Raw genomic sequence first — 15598 nt, 5'->3', positions numbered from 1 at the left:
GATAATGGAAGTTGTTTATTTACTCACTGCTGAAATTCCTTCGGAATTTCATTGCTCGTAAACACAACTTTCCATATACAACAACGTTGGCACTAATGCCGAAACTCGAACGCAAAAATGACTAAATTAAGATTTAAAGACTCATATCAAACTTTGACATATGATTTCATCAAAGATATTTTAGTTATTTGCCCAAAGTGTGAGCAAAAAGCTATAGTAAAAGCATCAGAATTTTCTTTTGGAAAAACCGATGAGTATGATGTTAGACTGGTTTGCTCAAATTGTGGTCATAGCAAAATTCTATCTGAAAAACCTAGTTCTATAGTTTATGCCTCGAATGAAAAAATAATAAGCGGAAGACATTACTTTGTTGGTGGCGGAATTGACCCATTTTTTCACTTACCACTTTGGCTATCTGAAAATCTGAATGGGAATTTATTTTGGGCATATAACATTGAGCATATTGAATTTCTAGAAAACCACATCCAAGCTAAATTGAGAGAACGTAACGGAATTGAATATCGGAATAAAAGCATTGGTAGTAGACTTCCGAAATGGATGACATCTAAAAAGAACCGTGAGTTGATGTTAAAGACGATTGAAAAACTGAAACGGAAAAATTAAAGCACGTAGTGCCAACACCGTGTATAATTAATTGCTTGTTTCTAGCCTACTTACGAATATTCCTGCGGAATACTCTATTCGGTTTTTATTTGCTAAATTAGTTGCTTAACCACGCAACTAACCATACACAATCACGTTAGCATTTATTATGAAAAAAAACATTGCAATTCTATTAACAATACTGTTTTCAGTAAATTTCGGTTTCTCTCAAATCCCGATTGAAGAATATCGTGCAGAAATTGAGCAGTTGGAAACAGATACTCAAGTAAATGAATATTGGAAAGATTTACATAAAATTGACCAAGAAATTTTAGTCAATACAAGTGATTTAAAAATTGCTGATAGTATTTCAATATCGAATATGATTAAAACTGCTATATTGTTTGATATTCACGAAACTAAAGGATATAACTCTGGTGGTTATAGTGGATTTTTACCAATTCTCAATCTTTCACATAATTATATAGGACAATCCCAATTAGCTTACTGGTCTATAATTGAAAAGTGTGCAGAAATTGGAGGTGCGATTGATAGTTTTGGAGGAAAATATCCCGCATATCAACTTGAAAGCGTATCGCTAACCTTTTATAACTACTCTCTATTTAATCAGGAAGCAAAATATCAAAATCTCGTTAATAAATTGAGTAAAATAAAAACTGAGGATATAATTAGTGAACTTTCAAAATCATTTGAATATCAAAATGAATTACGCAAATTAAGTGAAATCGCTGTCTTAAATAGTTGGTATCTTCAAAATCATCAAGATCGAATTGACGAAGGCGAATTTTCGATTGTAAAAATGTCAGATGATAACGTATATTTAAAAAAATACGGAAGAATCCAAAAGCTTGAATTGATTAAAACAGGTGCTAAATCAAAAACATATAGAATAGAGAACGAACCTTTTGGCTGGAATTATGTTTACGGAAATGATGGAAGTTTAACTTTAATAGACGAAAAGGAAAACGAATTAATCAATTACACTCTGGCGAAATAACAAATGCTAACAAAGAACTGAGTTAAAAAACAAGCCATTTTAAGCTAATCTTGAAACAAAATTTTCATCATAAGGCTTCCCTCTTTTAGCAATAGCAAAGGCCTGTTTTAATAACTTATTACCTACTGCTATTAATGCCAGATTCTTACTTTTTCCTTTAGCGACTAATCGTTCATAAATCTCTCTACAAGCCTTATTGTGCTTACACGCTGAAAAAGAACATAAAAACAATAGATTCCTTAGTTTCTTGTTGCCTACTTTACTTATTCTACTTCGACCTCTTACACTACTCCCTGATTTTCGTATAGTCGGTGTAATACCAACATAACTACATAACTGTGATGCGTTTTCAAACTTCTTAAAGCCATCGGTTACTATTATTAAAAACAAAGCGGTTTTAACTCCCATTCCTGGAATACTTTTTATTAATGTTAATTGATGCTGCTGATCTTGTTTTACTAATGCTAATAGACGAGATTCCAATACTAAAACCTCTTTGTTTAAATGCTTCAAATTTCGAGTTAAAGAACGATAAACAAACCTTGAAGGAATTCCTAAAACTTCTTCTCCTTTTAGTTTATTCTTTGTCGCTGTTCTGTGTTTTATATAACTATCCAATAGTCTAAACAATTGTAAACACTCACTCTGAACATCTGTTAAAGCCGTGTACAATGGGACATCATTAATTTCTCCATACTCACTTATTGCTTTAGCATCACTTTTATCTGTTTTTACCTTGGCTAATTTCATTTGAATAAATCGCTTTACAGATAATGGATTTACTACAGAAACGCTAAGTCCTGACTTATATAAAAACTGTGCTAAACGATAATGATAATAGCCTGTAGCTTCCATGACTATCAAAACATCTTTTGGTAAATGTTTTAGAAAGCTTACAAAACCTTTTGCATCATTTTTAAATTGGTTATGTCCACTTTTTGAACCATAAACATCAAAGACATCTTTGCTAATGTCTATTCTATAAATTTCTTTATATTTATTCATAACAACTTGAATTTTGGAAAGAACATAGCTACTGATGTTTCAACAACTTGAAAACGAGATCTAGGTCTCACAGAACTGAACGAAATCTTAGTAGAAAAAGAGAGAGGATTATCAATGTTGTCGAAGTCTAAAGCTTCACCGTGTATACTAATCTTATTTCTCTCTTTTGTTCTTTCTATTTATTAGTTAAATTTAATGAAAGACAAACTTAAGCCGTGTATAATTAATTGCTTGGTCACTGCCGACTTACGAACATTCCTGCGGAATTTTCTATCTGTGATTTATTTGCTAACTTAGTTCCTTAAATCACGCAACAAACCATATGCTAAACCGTTATCTGTAATTTAATTTGAACGAACTAAATCAAATAGAGAGAATAAAAATAAAACTTGAGAAAGTTCTAATTATAGATTCAGAATATCAAGAATTTGGTGCAAGTTCGCACAAATATCAAATTAACAAACCGGCTACTGAAAAAGAAATTGAGGAATTCGAAATTAAATATGGTATTGAACTTCCAACAGGTTACAAACAATTTTTATTAGAAGTTGGAAATGGTGGTTTAGAATATGAAGACAATGGAAACCTTAAACCTAGTGCTGGACCATATTACGGAATATATGAATTATTTGATAGCGCAGAAATTTTTACTGAATCCTCTACTTTAAGAAAAGACGTTTTTTTTAACTCAAAAATAACCGAAAGTGATTGGAGAAGTATTACTTGGGATAAATTTGATATAATATCAGATGAAGAATTTGAACAGTTATACAATAAACTTCTTTCTGGAATTATGATTATTAGCTATGGTGGTTGTTCTAACTATCAAGGTTTAATTCTCAATGGAAAAGATAAAGGTAAAGTCATATATGTGTACGATGAAATAGAATACAAACCACATATAGCTGAAGAAGGTTATTTTCTAGATTGGTATGAATCTTGGCTTGATAAAATAATAGAAAAAAAATAAAAATGGGACACCATATTGAAGCAATCATAACCTCTGAAAAACCAAATAAAACTAAAATAGAAGTCTTGGATTTACCTGTTTTCTTTGAAAATGGATTTAATATTATTCCTCTTGATGTTTGTCACACTACCTATTGGGGAAAAAAATGGAATGTCTATGATGAGAATGGAGATTGCTTTGGAGGAGTTAACCTACTCTGTCTGAGAAGCATTGAACGTATAGCTAAAGAAATTGAAATTTCAAATTTTGCTCTTATCGCTACTGATTATAATGGTGGCATTGGAGAACAAGCAGCAATTGTTTACAAAGATAAACGTGAAATTCGAATTAACGGAAACTACTATTCTCATTATTCTGGAATGGATGTAGTTGATATAAATTCTGCTTTACGTAATATTGGAGTAACGAAAACAAAAAAATCTGATGAATTTGATTCAATTAATTTATCAAGTTATAGAAGTTTTGATAAGTATTTCGAAAAGTATGAAGTTGCTTGCGAAGACGAATAAAAACTACAGATTACAATGTGTATAATTCATTGCTAGTAAAGGCTTACTTACGAAAATTTCGCTGGAATTTTCTATCTGTGATTATTTGCTAACTTTAGTGCTTAAACACGCCACTAATCTTATACATAACCGTTAGCTATAATGTTGAACGAACATCACAAATGAAAAGAATACTTACCATTTCAATCTTAATGATAAACTTATTAAACTTATTTGGTTGCAAAGCCCAAAAGGAAAATGACCCTTATTGGGAATTTGATAAAACCGAACATTTCCGACCTGAACTGAACAAAGCCGAATTCTTTAAATTAAGTGGTTATGATTTTGGTTGGTTTGTTCTTGAACCAATATCAAAATTTGTAAAGGACAAGGAACACGAAATTGAGAAAGGTAAATCCTTGTCTTACGGACAGAAAGCTCTCTATTATTGGTGGTATTTAGATGCCCAAGTTTCAAATGGTGGATTTGTTCAATTCTACTACAATGGTTACGGACCATATATTCCAACAATAATTAAAGGATTAGAACATATTGGAGATAATGAAATGGCAAATCTGGTTAAAAAAGCAGATAAAATCTATCAAAAGAACAAAAAGCTAATGGACAAGGCTCAAGAAAGTGATTTGTTTGAAAGTAACCTTTATGATAGACTTGACGAATTATCCTTACTTGATGATGATTACTATGAAATGAATAAAAAGACAATGTCCTTAATTGAATCTTACATTCGTAAAAATCCCAATGAAGTTTGTCTCAATGAAGATGGAAAAGAATTTGACATGACTTTTACTGGACTTTGTAAGACCTTCTATGATAACAAAAAAATCAAAGAAGAGTTTCAGCTTGAAAAAGGTTTTATAAATGGAGAATTCAAGTCCTTTTATGACAACGGGAAGCCAAAAGAAGTAATTCATTATCTCAACGGTGAACATACAGGAGAGCAGAAAGAATTCTATGATAATGGAAAACTAAAATATCAAGTAACCAAAGAACCATCAAAAAATATTTTCATACAAGAATGGTACTATGACAATGGAAATCCTAAAAAGCTCGAATCAAAACTGATAGAAAAAAACGAAAGGATTGGAGAATATAAAGAATGGTATGAAAACGGACAACTGTCAGAAACAGGAATTTATAAATCAGCTTATGAGCGTGAGGGAGATTGGCTTGAATTCTATGAAAACGGAAATAAAAAAGTAGAAGCTGAATTCATAAATGGAAAATACATACTAAAAAATTATTGGAACGAAAAAGGAGAACAAACTCTAATAACAGGAACTGGATATAGTGAGTTCTATTCAAAATCTAATTTCAAAGATGACACACCAGAATTACACTATCGAGAATACAAAAATTTTATTCCACACGGAGTTTGGAAAGAACTTAAAAACGACACATTACAACGACTAGTAAATTATCAAAATGGTAAGCGACACGGTAAAATGGAGGTCTATTACAATAATGGAAATCTAAAAGAAGAAACTATCTATGAAAATGGAAATTCTGTTTCAACTAAAAAGTTTCGAAAATTTAAAAACCCTAAAGTCAAAACATTTGTTGTTTCAAGAATTTGCAAAGGTTGCTACAAAGATTATGAGGAATATCAATTACCTGAAAATGACCCAAAACCTTTAAATGATTTGGAATTGACAGTAAATTTTCAAGCCGAACCATCAATATTTGAACCTTATGGAGATGACCATATTATGTTTTATGGATATTATGCATTCGTTAATGAAAAAGGACTTATAGACGAAATCAAATTTGCGGTAGCTGACAATATGTGGTTGGATGAACAAGTAAAAGCAAGTATGTCGAAATTGAAATTTGAAACTGCTTTAAAAGATGGTAAACCCATTAAAAGCATACATTACGTTCGATATAAATTAAAACTGATTGAATAAAACACTATAGCTAACATAGTGCTTTTTTATAAGTCACTAAAACAGAAAGTCGTTCTTCTTTAGTTTTAAACTTATTAGCATTTGAATAAAGTAAAGTTTGACGTTTTAACTTTCCTATATTAGGATCCCGATAAGAAAAATAAACATACCAACGTTTTTTGAGGTCTCCGTTTGCTGAGTAAATCTTAGGGGGAGAATAATTTTTTTTCAAAGTTAAATCGTATTCAATTTCGTATTCAATTTGCAATTCTTGTGCAAGATAATCAAAAATAGTATGCATAAAAAAACGGCTTAGCGAAAGCCAAACCGTTGTTTTTGAAGTAATTCCAATTAGTAGCGGGAACTGGACTCGAACCAGTGACTGTTATCCCTTCATTAAAGACACTTGCAGAGATATGTTATGATATACATTGCCTATAAGTGTGCCTTTAAACCTGTTTTCCTGCTTATAAAACCTCTTACCTATTCAAAGATCCTTTAATTCTCTTTAGCATAATGTAGCCTATTATAGATTTTCTGGAATGAGATAAAATTTCTAAAATCATTTCCATTTAAATTTACTTCTAATTTACTGTAAGGCTCTGTAGTAAGTTTAATTCTTATGGTTTTACTTAACCGTAGGTTTACCCACATGTTTTTATGTTTTTTTAGCCATTGCTTTAAAGCAAACTTTTCATTCTTAATACAGTCATATTCATTCATTACACCTCTAAAGTACACTTCTTTTAACTCTAGTTCTGAAACTTTTAAAAGCTCAAAATACAGTTCTATGAAAATACAGTCTTGCTCTCTAGTTTGGCAGACACATGGAAATACATGAATAGAATTATCTCTTATCCATTTACTCCACTTACCACAATTAGATTTAGTAATAGCATTATAAAACTCATCTTCATACTTCATAAGCCACCAATTTATATGATGGATGTTATAAGGCACATTAGATTTAGTAAACAAAAAATCATCAATAAATGCTTTTGTTATTTTTTCAAATTCTGAAAATTCATCCATAAATCGTCAATTATCTGCTTTAAGGTTTTAGACCTAGAATAGTAATGGTTTAATCCAAAGATTGATAGAAGTAACAACATTCCTGAAAGTTTATAAGTTTCATCATAATATCCCCATATGTAAAAGATTCCAGCCTTATTTGAAAAGATGCGATATACAAATTCAGTTATAAAGTATACTAGGTTAATAAATATGAGTATTATTACAAAGTTATCTATTAAACTATTACTTTCTTCTTTATGGATTTCTTTCATTTTATTATTATCAACTTGCTTTAATCTGTCATTTAAATTTCTCATTTTATTTAGCTGTTTTTTTTTATCTATAGAACCAATAAGAGATATTTCTTCTGCAAGTTTTTGAAAATCACCCTCAATATTATAAAACCAGTTATAAACTTCCTGAGCATCAGAAACATCTCTACCAATTAAATTCCAACCCATTTTATAAAATTCAAACTTCTCTTTGACATGTTCTTTGGAGGTAGCAATAGCTTGATTATCCAGATAAGTTTTGAAATTTGGCTCTATCCCATATAAATCTATATAGTAATCTCTGAACTCTAGTGCATTCTTCTTGTAATGATTTATATCCATAATAGTCAAACTTGCCATATATGGCATTAAACTAAACAAATATAACTCATTTCTTGACTTGTCAAATATGTCAAGAATGGAAAAAGCTGAATTATTAAAAATAATAGGTAAAAGAATACAAGAAATAAGAAACTCAAAAGAGTATTCTCAGGTTGATTTAGCTGGAAAAATTGAAGGAGTCTTTGATACTACTAATGTTTCTAGAATTGAATCGGGAAGAACTAATCCCACAATATATACTCTACATAGAATAGCTGAAGCATTAGAAGTTTCTCTTTCTGAATTACTCAATATTGAAGATTGTGAAACTAATATTTAGCTATTTATTATTTAGTGATTAAAACCCTCAATTGACTAGAGGTCTAGAAATGTATCTAAATAATACATGTTAAACATTTGATAAATTACTCTCTTATCATTAAGATTTAGCTATAATATATAATCTATATATAAATCTACTTGGTCTCACCAGGTCTTTACGGCTTAATAATTGACTACTGCATGTACATTACTTATTGCAGAAGTTGCAAACTTTGCAATACTTGCAAATTAGCAAAGAGCTCTTTCATCCTTAAAACTAAAATAACTTTCTTTGGAAATAATTAAATGATCCAATAGAGTAATATCTATTATGACACATGCCTTTTTTAAACTACTAGTAATCCTTTTATCTGCTTCACTAGGCTTTAAGTTACCACTAGGGTGATTATGGACCAATATTATATGTGATGATACTGCCTTTAAAGCAACACTTAATATCAACTTAATATCCACAACACAACCTGTAATACCTCCTTTTGCTAAATCATAAATACCAATAACTATATTAGCTCTATTAAGTAGAACAACTTTCACTTCTTCCTGAAGTTCAATTAAATCGTCATTCCAATGACACTTTATTAATTCATATACACTTTGACTATCCTTTATTTTTACTCTGTCAGGATTATCATTAGAATAGGAAACTTTAATTTCTGATACCTTCATCTTTTTAAAAATTAAACTCGTCCAGTTTTGATGTCATACTAAATAAGTACAATTTCAATTCTGGACGGGTTATTAATTAATCTATTAATTATCCTCTAGAACACCATTCTGAGAAAAAGTATGCTCTTCAGCTAATAACTTCTGAACTGCTTTATCTTCCTTGGTTGATGCTTCTACTTCTGGGATATAAACATATCTATGATTTAGAACTATCATTTCTCCAGTTTCTTTTACTGTGTATTGATAAGCCTCACAAGTTTGTTTTTCTATCTTTCCAGGCATAGAAGTTCCTATTAATGCTTTACAAGTTTCTTCATCAAAAGTTGATGAAATAAAAGCTTTTTTTGCAGTTGCATAGAACTGATTTGTCTCTTGGCTCATTACCATTTCAACACCTCCTTGTAGCTCTAAAACAAAGAATGTCCTACCATCCTCTACTTGTCTTTCTTTGTAGTTAATAATACGTACCATAAATTTTAATTTTTGAGTTGAAATTAAACCCTACAAAAGATTAAACATTTTAAGACAAAAGATATCAGCTATCAACTTGTATCATATCTGCCTGTAAAAAAGTAAAACCTTTAAATTGGGGTTGGGGGAGTTTTCCACCCTGAAAATAAGTGGGGGTAGTTTCTGGGGTGGAGTGCGTGTGTGTTTGAATTAAGTTTTAATTATTTCTTTATGAAAATTTTTTTTAAAGTTTAATATGAGTAGATTTATACTCTAACCAATTATTTATTCAGAATTCAAAAAAATAATTTTTATACACAATGAGTTCAACTAATGAAGTAATTTATTTAGATGCTGCTTCTACTACAAAAATTGATCAAAGAGTATTAGACTCAATGCAACCTTACTTTACGGAACACTTCGGTAATGCATCTAGTAATCATAACTTTGGCAAACTAGCTAATGAAGCAATAGACAAAGCCAGAACACAAGTTGCAGACATTATTAATTGTGATAATAAAGAAATTATTTTCACATCTGGCGCAACAGAATCCATTAACTTGGCAATAAAAGGGTATACTGAATCTAATCTCGATAAAGGAAATCATATTATTACTGTAAAAACTGAACATAAAGCAGTATTGACTACTTGCGAATATTTAGAAACCAAAGGTTATGAAGTAACCTATTTAGATGTTAATAAAAATGGTGTCATTTTATTTGACCAATTACGGGATTCCGTAAAAGAAAACACTTCACTTGTTGTAATTATGCATGTAAATAATGAAACAGGTGTTATTCAGCCAATAAAAATGATTGGAGAACTATGTAGAGATAATAATATAACTTTTTTTTGTGATGCTACACAAGCTGTTGGAAAAGTAAAAGTTGACATTGAAGAAGACTTTATAGATATGTTATGCTTTTCTGGACATAAAATCAATGGTCCAAAAGGTATTGGAGTACTTTATAAAAGAAGCGATATTGAATTAACACCATTAATACATGGAGGAGGGCAAGAAATGGGATTAAGAGCAGGTACATATAATTCACCATTAATAGTAGGTCTAGGTAAAGCTTGTGAGATATCTAAGAACGAAATGAGTAATGTAGTTTTAAAAATGAATGAATTAAACGATTATTTAATAAAATCTGTTGGTGAAATCACTAAGTTTAATTCGGTATCGGAGAAACATTTGAGGTCTCCTAGTATTATTAATTTAGTCATACCTAATTTGGAATCGGATATATTTATAGGTAGTCAAAAAAATATTGCAATAAGTAATGGCTCTGCTTGCAATTCAGCATTATTAGAAGAGTCTCATGTTTTAAAGGCTATCAAACCAGAAAATTTTAACAAAAACAATTCGATAAGAGTGTCCTTTGATAAGTTTTCTTCAAAAGGCGATATTGATGTTTTTTGTTCATCTCTAAGAAAACACTTAATATAAAAATATGCTTAATAAAGTAACATGGGCGGAAGACAGAGATTATAAAACCGGTAGTGATAACGAACCCCTACAGTTTTATCTTGATGCATTATGCAACAGTAAAACTTTTGATTTACTCTTAGGCTATTTTAGCTCTTCTGCAATTAACTTATTATCATTAGGCTTTGCTAATTTCATTTATTCTGGAGGAAAGATGAGAGCAGTTATTAATAATGTACTTTCGAAAGAGGATAAAGCAGCAATCGAGCAAGGACAAAATAAAGAATCTTTTTCAACTGTATTTAACTTTGAAGATATAAAAAGCCTGCATCAATCTTTAGATGCATATGGTAAACATTTTTTTGAATGTTTCGCTTGGTTGATTTCTAATAATAAAATAGAAATTAAAATTATAAAACCTAAAGGAGGGAAAGGAATATCTCATTATAAATCAGGTGTTTTTTCCGATGGACAAAATAGTATAAGTTATAAGTCTTCTTGCAATTTCACTTATTATGGTTTTATCGAAAACCTAGAAGAATTAGAGTGTCGTTTATCTTGGGATGATCAAAGATCGAAAATATCTGTTGACAAGCAAATTAAGGATTTTGAAGAGATATTTTCAGGAAATTCTGAAAATGTTGAATATCTAAATATTAATCAAATTAAATCTGTCATTAAGAATGAATTTGGAGATAAAAACATTGAAGAATTATTAATTCAAGAGAAGGAATTACTAAGTAAAAAAGATCAAATTTTTAGTAACCCCAAAATTAAAAAATCAATTAATTCCGCTTTTGAAAAGATTGAAAAGTTTGAGAAAAAAGAAATGGAACCACATTTCCCACGTTTTGACAACAAAATATGTGAGCCTAGACAATATCAAAAAGATGCATACTTAAAATGGCTTAAAAACAATAGAAAGGGTCTCTTTGCAATGGCTACTGGTACAGGCAAAACTATTACGTCGTTAAATTGTGTTTTAAATGATTATAAAGAAAATAATTATTATAAATTCATTGTTTTAGTTCCTACAACTGCTTTAGCAAAACAATGGATTAATGAAACAAAGCATAAATTCAATTTTCAAGATACTATTGTTTGCTGTAGTATTAACAATAATTGGAAAAATGAACTTAAAAGTGTAGGAAAAAACATTGTCTTCCAACGAGAGAGTAATTATGCTATAGTAACAACTTACGCTACTTTTAAAGGCAATAATTTTCAAACAATATTCAAAGATTTATTTTCAAATGAGTTTGATAGAATAACTATTATCGCCGATGAAGCTCATACTATGGGGTCGCAAGGTTTCTTAAAGGTTTTACCTAACTATTTACAAAAACGCATTGGCTTATCTGCTACCCCCGAAAGGCAGTTTGATGATGTTGGTAATACAAACCTAAATGAATATTTTTCTGTTTCTGAAGAAGAATACACCTATGAGTATAATATGAAAACTGCTATAGAAAATAAAATACTCTGCAAATATTATTATCACCCTAAAATAGTCAGCTTAGAACAAGGTGAACAGGATGAATATTTAAAAATCTCTAAAGAATTATCTAAGTTTATAGATCCTGAAACAGGTAGATATCGTGAATCCGATTATGTAAACAATTTATTAATTAGGAGAAAAAACATAATACATAAAGCATCAAGAAAAGTAAATCAATTAGTATCCATTATAGAAGAAATAGGTAAAGAGAATTTTAAAAACGCCTTTATTTATGTACCTGAAGGTATAGAGGTCGATTATGTTGAAAATGATGACTCAGACGTAAATATAGAAAATGATAATGGTAGATTAATAGATCAATATATTTCTGTCTTGCATGATAGATTTCGTTTAAGAATGGCAAAATTTACAGGTGAAACTAAAAATAGAGATCAAATATTTGAACAGTTCAAATCTGAAAAACTAGATGCATTATTAGCTATGAAATGTTTAGATGAAGGAGTAGATATACCTCAAACTAAATATGCGATTTTTTGTTCATCAACAGGAAACCCTAGACAATATGTACAAAGACGCGGGCGGGTTCTTCGGAATTTTAAAGGGAAAGAATCTGCCATAATTTATGATTTAATCGTCAAACCAATTACAGACCACACTAATACAGATGAAAAACTTTCTAAAATTGAAAAAAACATTTTTATCTCAGAATTAAAACGCTTAGTAAATTTCGCCGTTTTGAGTGAAAACAAAGATTCTTGCTTAAAAAAGCTAGAAAACATGTGCTATGATCTTGATATAGATATATATGAATTAGCAAATAAAGAACTTGAAAATTATAAATAATATGAAATCATTAAACGACTCACTAAGAGAAGAATTTAATAAGATTCTAAAAGAAGATGGATTTCCAGAGAAAGTAGAATTAAGCAAATTAGATTCAACTATTTTAAATAAAGCATTTGATGTTTTATTAAAATTTAAATCTAGCCCAGATTTAAAAGAAAAGGCAAGAGGTGAATTTGAAAATTATTTAATTAACCATCTTAAAACAAACAATTAAGTATGATAATCAACAAAGTAGAGATAGATAACTTTTTTTGTTATGTGAAACATAATGAATTTATTTTTGAAGAAGGTCTTAATATTGTTTCTGCAAAAAATTCTGGAGGAAAATCTCATTTATTTAATGCTTTCCATTGGACGTTTTTTAACAACGTGTACGTTGATAAAGAAGATGACACAACAAAAAAAGAATGGAAATCAGCAGATAGAATAATAACATTGCCTGATCATATTGTTTCTGAGTCTAAAATTGATGATTTAAATAAAACATCAATTAAAATTACATTAACCGCCGAATTTCATGAAAATGAAGAGATAAAAGGAGAACTTGTAGAATATCATTTTGAAAAGGAAGTTTTTTACAGAAAGGGAGTTGAAGATATTATTCCAACATCAAAACCAGAATTACAAATTTGGTATGTAAAAGATGGAGAAACTAAATACTTAGATAAAGGAGAACATAAGTGGTTTTTAGATAAAATTTTCCCTGTTAGTATTAGAAAATTCATGTGGTTTCAAGGTGAAACTGTTGATGACTTATACGATTTTAGTAACCCTTCAACTTTAAATTATGCCATAAAGGAAATCTCTTATTTTCCTATTTATGAAAATCTAGTAAACATTACAAAAGCATCAGGGTCTAGTATCGGAAAAAAAATTGATAAAGAATTAAATAAAATCAAAAAGTTTACTGCGGAACAACAAAGTATCATTTTTAATATTGATAACTTAAAAAGAAAACTTGACTCTTTTGAAGATAAAACTATAGACGCTCAAAAGGAGTTATTAGATTTAACAGACTCTATATCTAAAGAAGAAGATAAATTAAAAGGGCTTGATAAGTATTCGGAGTTAAAGGCAAATTTGAATAAATTAGAATATGATATAAAAACGGTTAATGATAAGATAGATTTTTTATCTGTACAAAATAAAGAGAAATTTATTTCGAAATGGATGCTTAATAAGTGTGATGATTTGATTAAAGACTCATCTAAAAACCTTAATGTTTTAAGTAAGGATATAAAATCTTTTCAGAAATCAGAAAACCCAGTGCCAATTACATTGCCTGGCCCCGAATATGTACAAAAAATGTTAGATGATAATATTTGTTATATATGTGAAAGAGCAGTTGAAGAAGATACAGCTCCGTATCATGCTCTTGAGTCACGCATGGAAGATTTTAAAAATAATCAAATCCAAAAAGTTTTATCTGATAATTTTACAGAACTTAATAGGTTTAAAAGAAATTTATTAAATGAACTTCCTGGTATTTCAACTGAAGTAAAAGAAAATGATAATGAAATAGAAAAACTTATTAGTAAAAGGAAAAAATTATTAAGTCGTAGAGAAAACCTATTTTCTGAGTCTGGAATTGAAAACCCTTCTGAAATTACTATTGGTTCAACAAACGCCCAACAAGTATTGAATAAAATTAGAAGTTTAAATACAAGTAAAGCTAGTGCAGAAAGAAGAATTTTGATGTATAAGAATGATAAAGAGTCTGAAGAAAGAAACCTTCGTGAGTTATTAGAGCGTAAAGCAAAAATAATGGGTATTGATGATTCTATTGAGATAACAGAGGTGCAAGCAAAAAAATATATTGACACTATTAATGCAGCATTGATTAAATTGAAAGATGAAGCTTTAGATCAATTAATGAAGGAGATAAACGAAGAAAGCAACTCACTATATTCAAGATATTTAGGAGGGAATCCGCAAGGAGAGATAGAGATAGACAAAGGTGTTAGAATAATTGATAAACAAACAAAAAAACCACTTACAAATTTAAATACTGCCGAACTTACGGCCCAAAAACTAGCAGTAGCAAATGCTTTTCTATCTTTAAGTGAAAAGAAAATGAATCGTTCGTTTCCGCTACTAGCGGATGCTCCAACTTCTCAATTTGATGATGAAAACACTCTTTTTCTAACTGAAAATTTATCAGATTCTTTTGGTCAAATTATTATTATGTCTAAAGATTATAATAAACTTAAAGGAGATGAAAGAGCTGGATTTATTACAAAAGCAAAGATTAGTAAATACTACGAGTTAAAAAATGATCTTATAGATAAGCAAGGGCTAGATTCTCGTATTAACAAAAAAACTTATATCAATACAATTAAATAATGGAAAAACTATTTGTAGAAATCAACAAGAGAAATGTTCATTATGGTAGTAATGTTGAGCAGATTAGAGATATGTTTGCCCGTAAGCAAGAATCTTTAAGTAAAAAAGATGATAAGTTCTTTTCTAAATACTGGCAGGTGTATGCATGGGCTGCAATTATTGGCTTTATAAACGATAAAAGAGAAGAAGGCGCTAGTTTACCTAATCAATCCTCGTTTCAATACCAAATGATTACTAATGGATCTGATTCAATAGCACACGCTTTACTACTAATGGCGATAGGAAAAATCGATGCTGAAAAATCAGAAGATTTTCTAAAATCTCGTAAAATATTAACAATAATTAGTGAATATGCTGAAGGAGGAGCAAAACACATATTAGAAATTCGTCAAACACCTGGATACGAGAGGAAATTTGATAGTCCTGATGATTTTTTAATAGAGATTGTAAAAAGATAAATTAAT

Annotated in this window: 17 protein-coding genes; 11 read left to right on the top strand and 6 right to left on the bottom strand. The window is 29.7% G+C overall.

Translation table 11 applies throughout. The features are described from left to right. Positions 1-117 precede the first annotated feature (117 nt). Positions 118-624, top strand: a complete 507-nt coding sequence (locus tag WNY60_RS13535; protein ID WP_342862672.1) for a hypothetical protein — start codon at positions 118-120, stop codon at positions 622-624. Between the two features lie 148 nt (positions 625-772). After that, a complete protein-coding gene (locus WNY60_RS13530) occupies positions 773-1621 on the top strand; it encodes a hypothetical protein (RefSeq protein ID WP_342862670.1) in 849 nt (282 codons plus the stop codon). 39 nt (positions 1622-1660) lie between these two features. Here WNY60_RS13530 and WNY60_RS13525 read toward each other — a convergent pair whose 3' ends face one another. Beyond that, the gene (locus tag WNY60_RS13525; RefSeq protein WP_342862669.1) at positions 1661-2626 is read right to left on the bottom strand and encodes an IS110 family transposase; all 966 of its coding nucleotides are present in this window, start codon (positions 2624-2626) and stop codon (positions 1661-1663) included. 349 nt (positions 2627-2975) lie between these two features. On the opposite strand from WNY60_RS13525, the gene WNY60_RS13520 reads away from it, so the two are divergent. The 3 genes from WNY60_RS13520 (at position 2976) to WNY60_RS13510 (ending at position 6012) form a co-directional block, all read left to right on the top strand. Next, positions 2976-3596, top strand: coding sequence for an SMI1/KNR4 family protein (locus tag WNY60_RS13520; RefSeq protein ID WP_342862668.1), 621 nt, complete (start codon positions 2976-2978; stop codon positions 3594-3596). A 2-nt stretch (positions 3597-3598) separates the two neighbouring features. Then, positions 3599-4105, top strand: a complete 507-nt coding sequence (locus tag WNY60_RS13515) for a hypothetical protein (protein WP_145003116.1) — start codon at positions 3599-3601, stop codon at positions 4103-4105. Positions 4106-4266: 161 nt separating this feature from the next. Beyond that, entirely contained in the window at positions 4267-6012 is a 1746-nt protein-coding gene (locus tag WNY60_RS13510) for a DUF4375 domain-containing protein (protein WP_342862667.1), read from the top strand. A gap of 10 nt (positions 6013-6022) precedes the next feature. Here the strand turns inward: WNY60_RS13510 and WNY60_RS13505 are convergent, their stop codons facing one another. From WNY60_RS13505 to WNY60_RS13495, 3 genes are all read right to left on the bottom strand, one after another. Continuing rightward, a complete protein-coding gene (locus tag WNY60_RS13505) occupies positions 6023-6292 on the bottom strand; it encodes a hypothetical protein (RefSeq protein WP_342862666.1) in 270 nt (89 codons plus the stop codon). A 197-nt stretch (positions 6293-6489) separates the two neighbouring features. Beyond that, the gene (locus WNY60_RS13500) at positions 6490-7023 is read right to left on the bottom strand and encodes a hypothetical protein (protein ID WP_342862665.1); all 534 of its coding nucleotides are present in this window, start codon (positions 7021-7023) and stop codon (positions 6490-6492) included. After that, positions 6993-7619, bottom strand: a complete 627-nt coding sequence (locus WNY60_RS13495) for a hypothetical protein (RefSeq protein WP_342862664.1) — start codon at positions 7617-7619, stop codon at positions 6993-6995. The genes WNY60_RS13500 and WNY60_RS13495 overlap by 31 nt, the downstream gene beginning before the upstream one ends. A gap of 76 nt (positions 7620-7695) precedes the next feature. Here WNY60_RS13495 and WNY60_RS13490 point away from each other — a divergent pair, with 76 nt between their 5' ends. Further along, positions 7696-7938: a helix-turn-helix transcriptional regulator gene (locus WNY60_RS13490; protein WP_342862663.1), complete on the top strand. Its 243-nt coding sequence runs from the start codon at positions 7696-7698 to the stop codon at positions 7936-7938. 230 nt (positions 7939-8168) lie between these two features. Here WNY60_RS13490 and WNY60_RS13485 read toward each other — a convergent pair whose 3' ends face one another. Together WNY60_RS13485 and WNY60_RS13480 are read right to left on the bottom strand one after the other, a co-directional pair. Beyond that, positions 8169-8606 carry a JAB domain-containing protein gene (locus WNY60_RS13485; RefSeq protein ID WP_342862662.1) on the bottom strand — a complete coding sequence of 146 codons (438 nt, stop codon included), beginning with the start codon at positions 8604-8606 and terminating at the stop codon, positions 8169-8171. An 84-nt stretch (positions 8607-8690) separates the two neighbouring features. Continuing rightward, positions 8691-9077, bottom strand: a complete 387-nt coding sequence (locus WNY60_RS13480) for a hypothetical protein (protein WP_342862661.1) — start codon at positions 9075-9077, stop codon at positions 8691-8693. 299 nt (positions 9078-9376) lie between these two features. Here WNY60_RS13480 and WNY60_RS13475 point away from each other — a divergent pair, with 299 nt between their 5' ends. From WNY60_RS13475 to WNY60_RS13455, 5 genes are read left to right on the top strand one after another with little or no spacing between them, the layout of a single operon-like run. After that, positions 9377-10507: a cysteine desulfurase family protein gene (locus WNY60_RS13475; protein WP_342862660.1), complete on the top strand. Its 1131-nt coding sequence runs from the start codon at positions 9377-9379 to the stop codon at positions 10505-10507. A gap of 4 nt (positions 10508-10511) precedes the next feature. Further along, positions 10512-12788: a DEAD/DEAH box helicase family protein gene (locus WNY60_RS13470; protein ID WP_342862659.1), complete on the top strand. Its 2277-nt coding sequence runs from the start codon at positions 10512-10514 to the stop codon at positions 12786-12788. A 1-nt stretch (position 12789) separates the two neighbouring features. Next, the gene (locus WNY60_RS13465; RefSeq protein ID WP_282148391.1) at positions 12790-13005 is read left to right on the top strand and encodes a hypothetical protein; all 216 of its coding nucleotides are present in this window, start codon (positions 12790-12792) and stop codon (positions 13003-13005) included. A 2-nt stretch (positions 13006-13007) separates the two neighbouring features. Continuing rightward, a complete protein-coding gene (locus WNY60_RS13460; RefSeq protein ID WP_342862658.1) occupies positions 13008-15134 on the top strand; it encodes a hypothetical protein in 2127 nt (708 codons plus the stop codon). After that, positions 15134-15592 (top strand): hypothetical protein, encoded by a 459-nt coding sequence (locus WNY60_RS13455; protein ID WP_342862657.1) that lies wholly within the window; start codon positions 15134-15136, stop codon positions 15590-15592. The genes WNY60_RS13460 and WNY60_RS13455 overlap by 1 nt, the downstream gene beginning before the upstream one ends. Positions 15593-15598: the final 6 nt, after the last annotated feature.

Source organism: Olleya sp. AS48 (genome assembly GCF_038900355.1).
GTDB lineage: Bacteria > Bacteroidota > Bacteroidia > Flavobacteriales > Flavobacteriaceae > Olleya.
Note: the sequence above shows the minus strand (reverse complement) of the source record. Positions and strands in the feature narration are given on the sequence as shown.

Excerpts from the sequence above, each read along its gene's own strand:
- WNY60_RS13535 (WP_342862672.1), top strand. The coding sequence starts at position 118 with ATGACTAAATTAAGATTTAAAGACTCATATCAAACTTTGACATATGAT.
- WNY60_RS13530 (WP_342862670.1), top strand. The coding sequence starts at position 773 with ATGAAAAAAAACATTGCAATTCTATTAACAATACTGTTTTCAGTAAAT.
- WNY60_RS13525 (WP_342862669.1), bottom strand. The coding sequence starts at position 2,626 with ATGAATAAATATAAAGAAATTTATAGAATAGACATTAGCAAAGATGTC.
- WNY60_RS13515 (WP_145003116.1), top strand. The coding sequence starts at position 3,599 with ATGGGACACCATATTGAAGCAATCATAACCTCTGAAAAACCAAATAAA.
- WNY60_RS13510 (WP_342862667.1), top strand. The coding sequence starts at position 4,267 with ATGAAAAGAATACTTACCATTTCAATCTTAATGATAAACTTATTAAAC.
- WNY60_RS13505 (WP_342862666.1), bottom strand. The coding sequence starts at position 6,292 with ATGCATACTATTTTTGATTATCTTGCACAAGAATTGCAAATTGAATAC.
- WNY60_RS13500 (WP_342862665.1), bottom strand. The coding sequence starts at position 7,023 with ATGGATGAATTTTCAGAATTTGAAAAAATAACAAAAGCATTTATTGAT.
- WNY60_RS13495 (WP_342862664.1), bottom strand. The coding sequence starts at position 7,619 with ATGGATATAAATCATTACAAGAAGAATGCACTAGAGTTCAGAGATTAC.
- WNY60_RS13490 (WP_342862663.1), top strand. The coding sequence starts at position 7,696 with ATGGAAAAAGCTGAATTATTAAAAATAATAGGTAAAAGAATACAAGAA.
- WNY60_RS13485 (WP_342862662.1), bottom strand. The coding sequence starts at position 8,606 with ATGAAGGTATCAGAAATTAAAGTTTCCTATTCTAATGATAATCCTGAC.
- WNY60_RS13480 (WP_342862661.1), bottom strand. The coding sequence starts at position 9,077 with ATGGTACGTATTATTAACTACAAAGAAAGACAAGTAGAGGATGGTAGG.
- WNY60_RS13475 (WP_342862660.1), top strand. The coding sequence starts at position 9,377 with ATGAGTTCAACTAATGAAGTAATTTATTTAGATGCTGCTTCTACTACA.
- WNY60_RS13470 (WP_342862659.1), top strand. The coding sequence starts at position 10,512 with ATGCTTAATAAAGTAACATGGGCGGAAGACAGAGATTATAAAACCGGT.
- WNY60_RS13465 (WP_282148391.1), top strand. The coding sequence starts at position 12,790 with ATGAAATCATTAAACGACTCACTAAGAGAAGAATTTAATAAGATTCTA.
- WNY60_RS13460 (WP_342862658.1), top strand. The coding sequence starts at position 13,008 with ATGATAATCAACAAAGTAGAGATAGATAACTTTTTTTGTTATGTGAAA.
- WNY60_RS13455 (WP_342862657.1), top strand. The coding sequence starts at position 15,134 with ATGGAAAAACTATTTGTAGAAATCAACAAGAGAAATGTTCATTATGGT.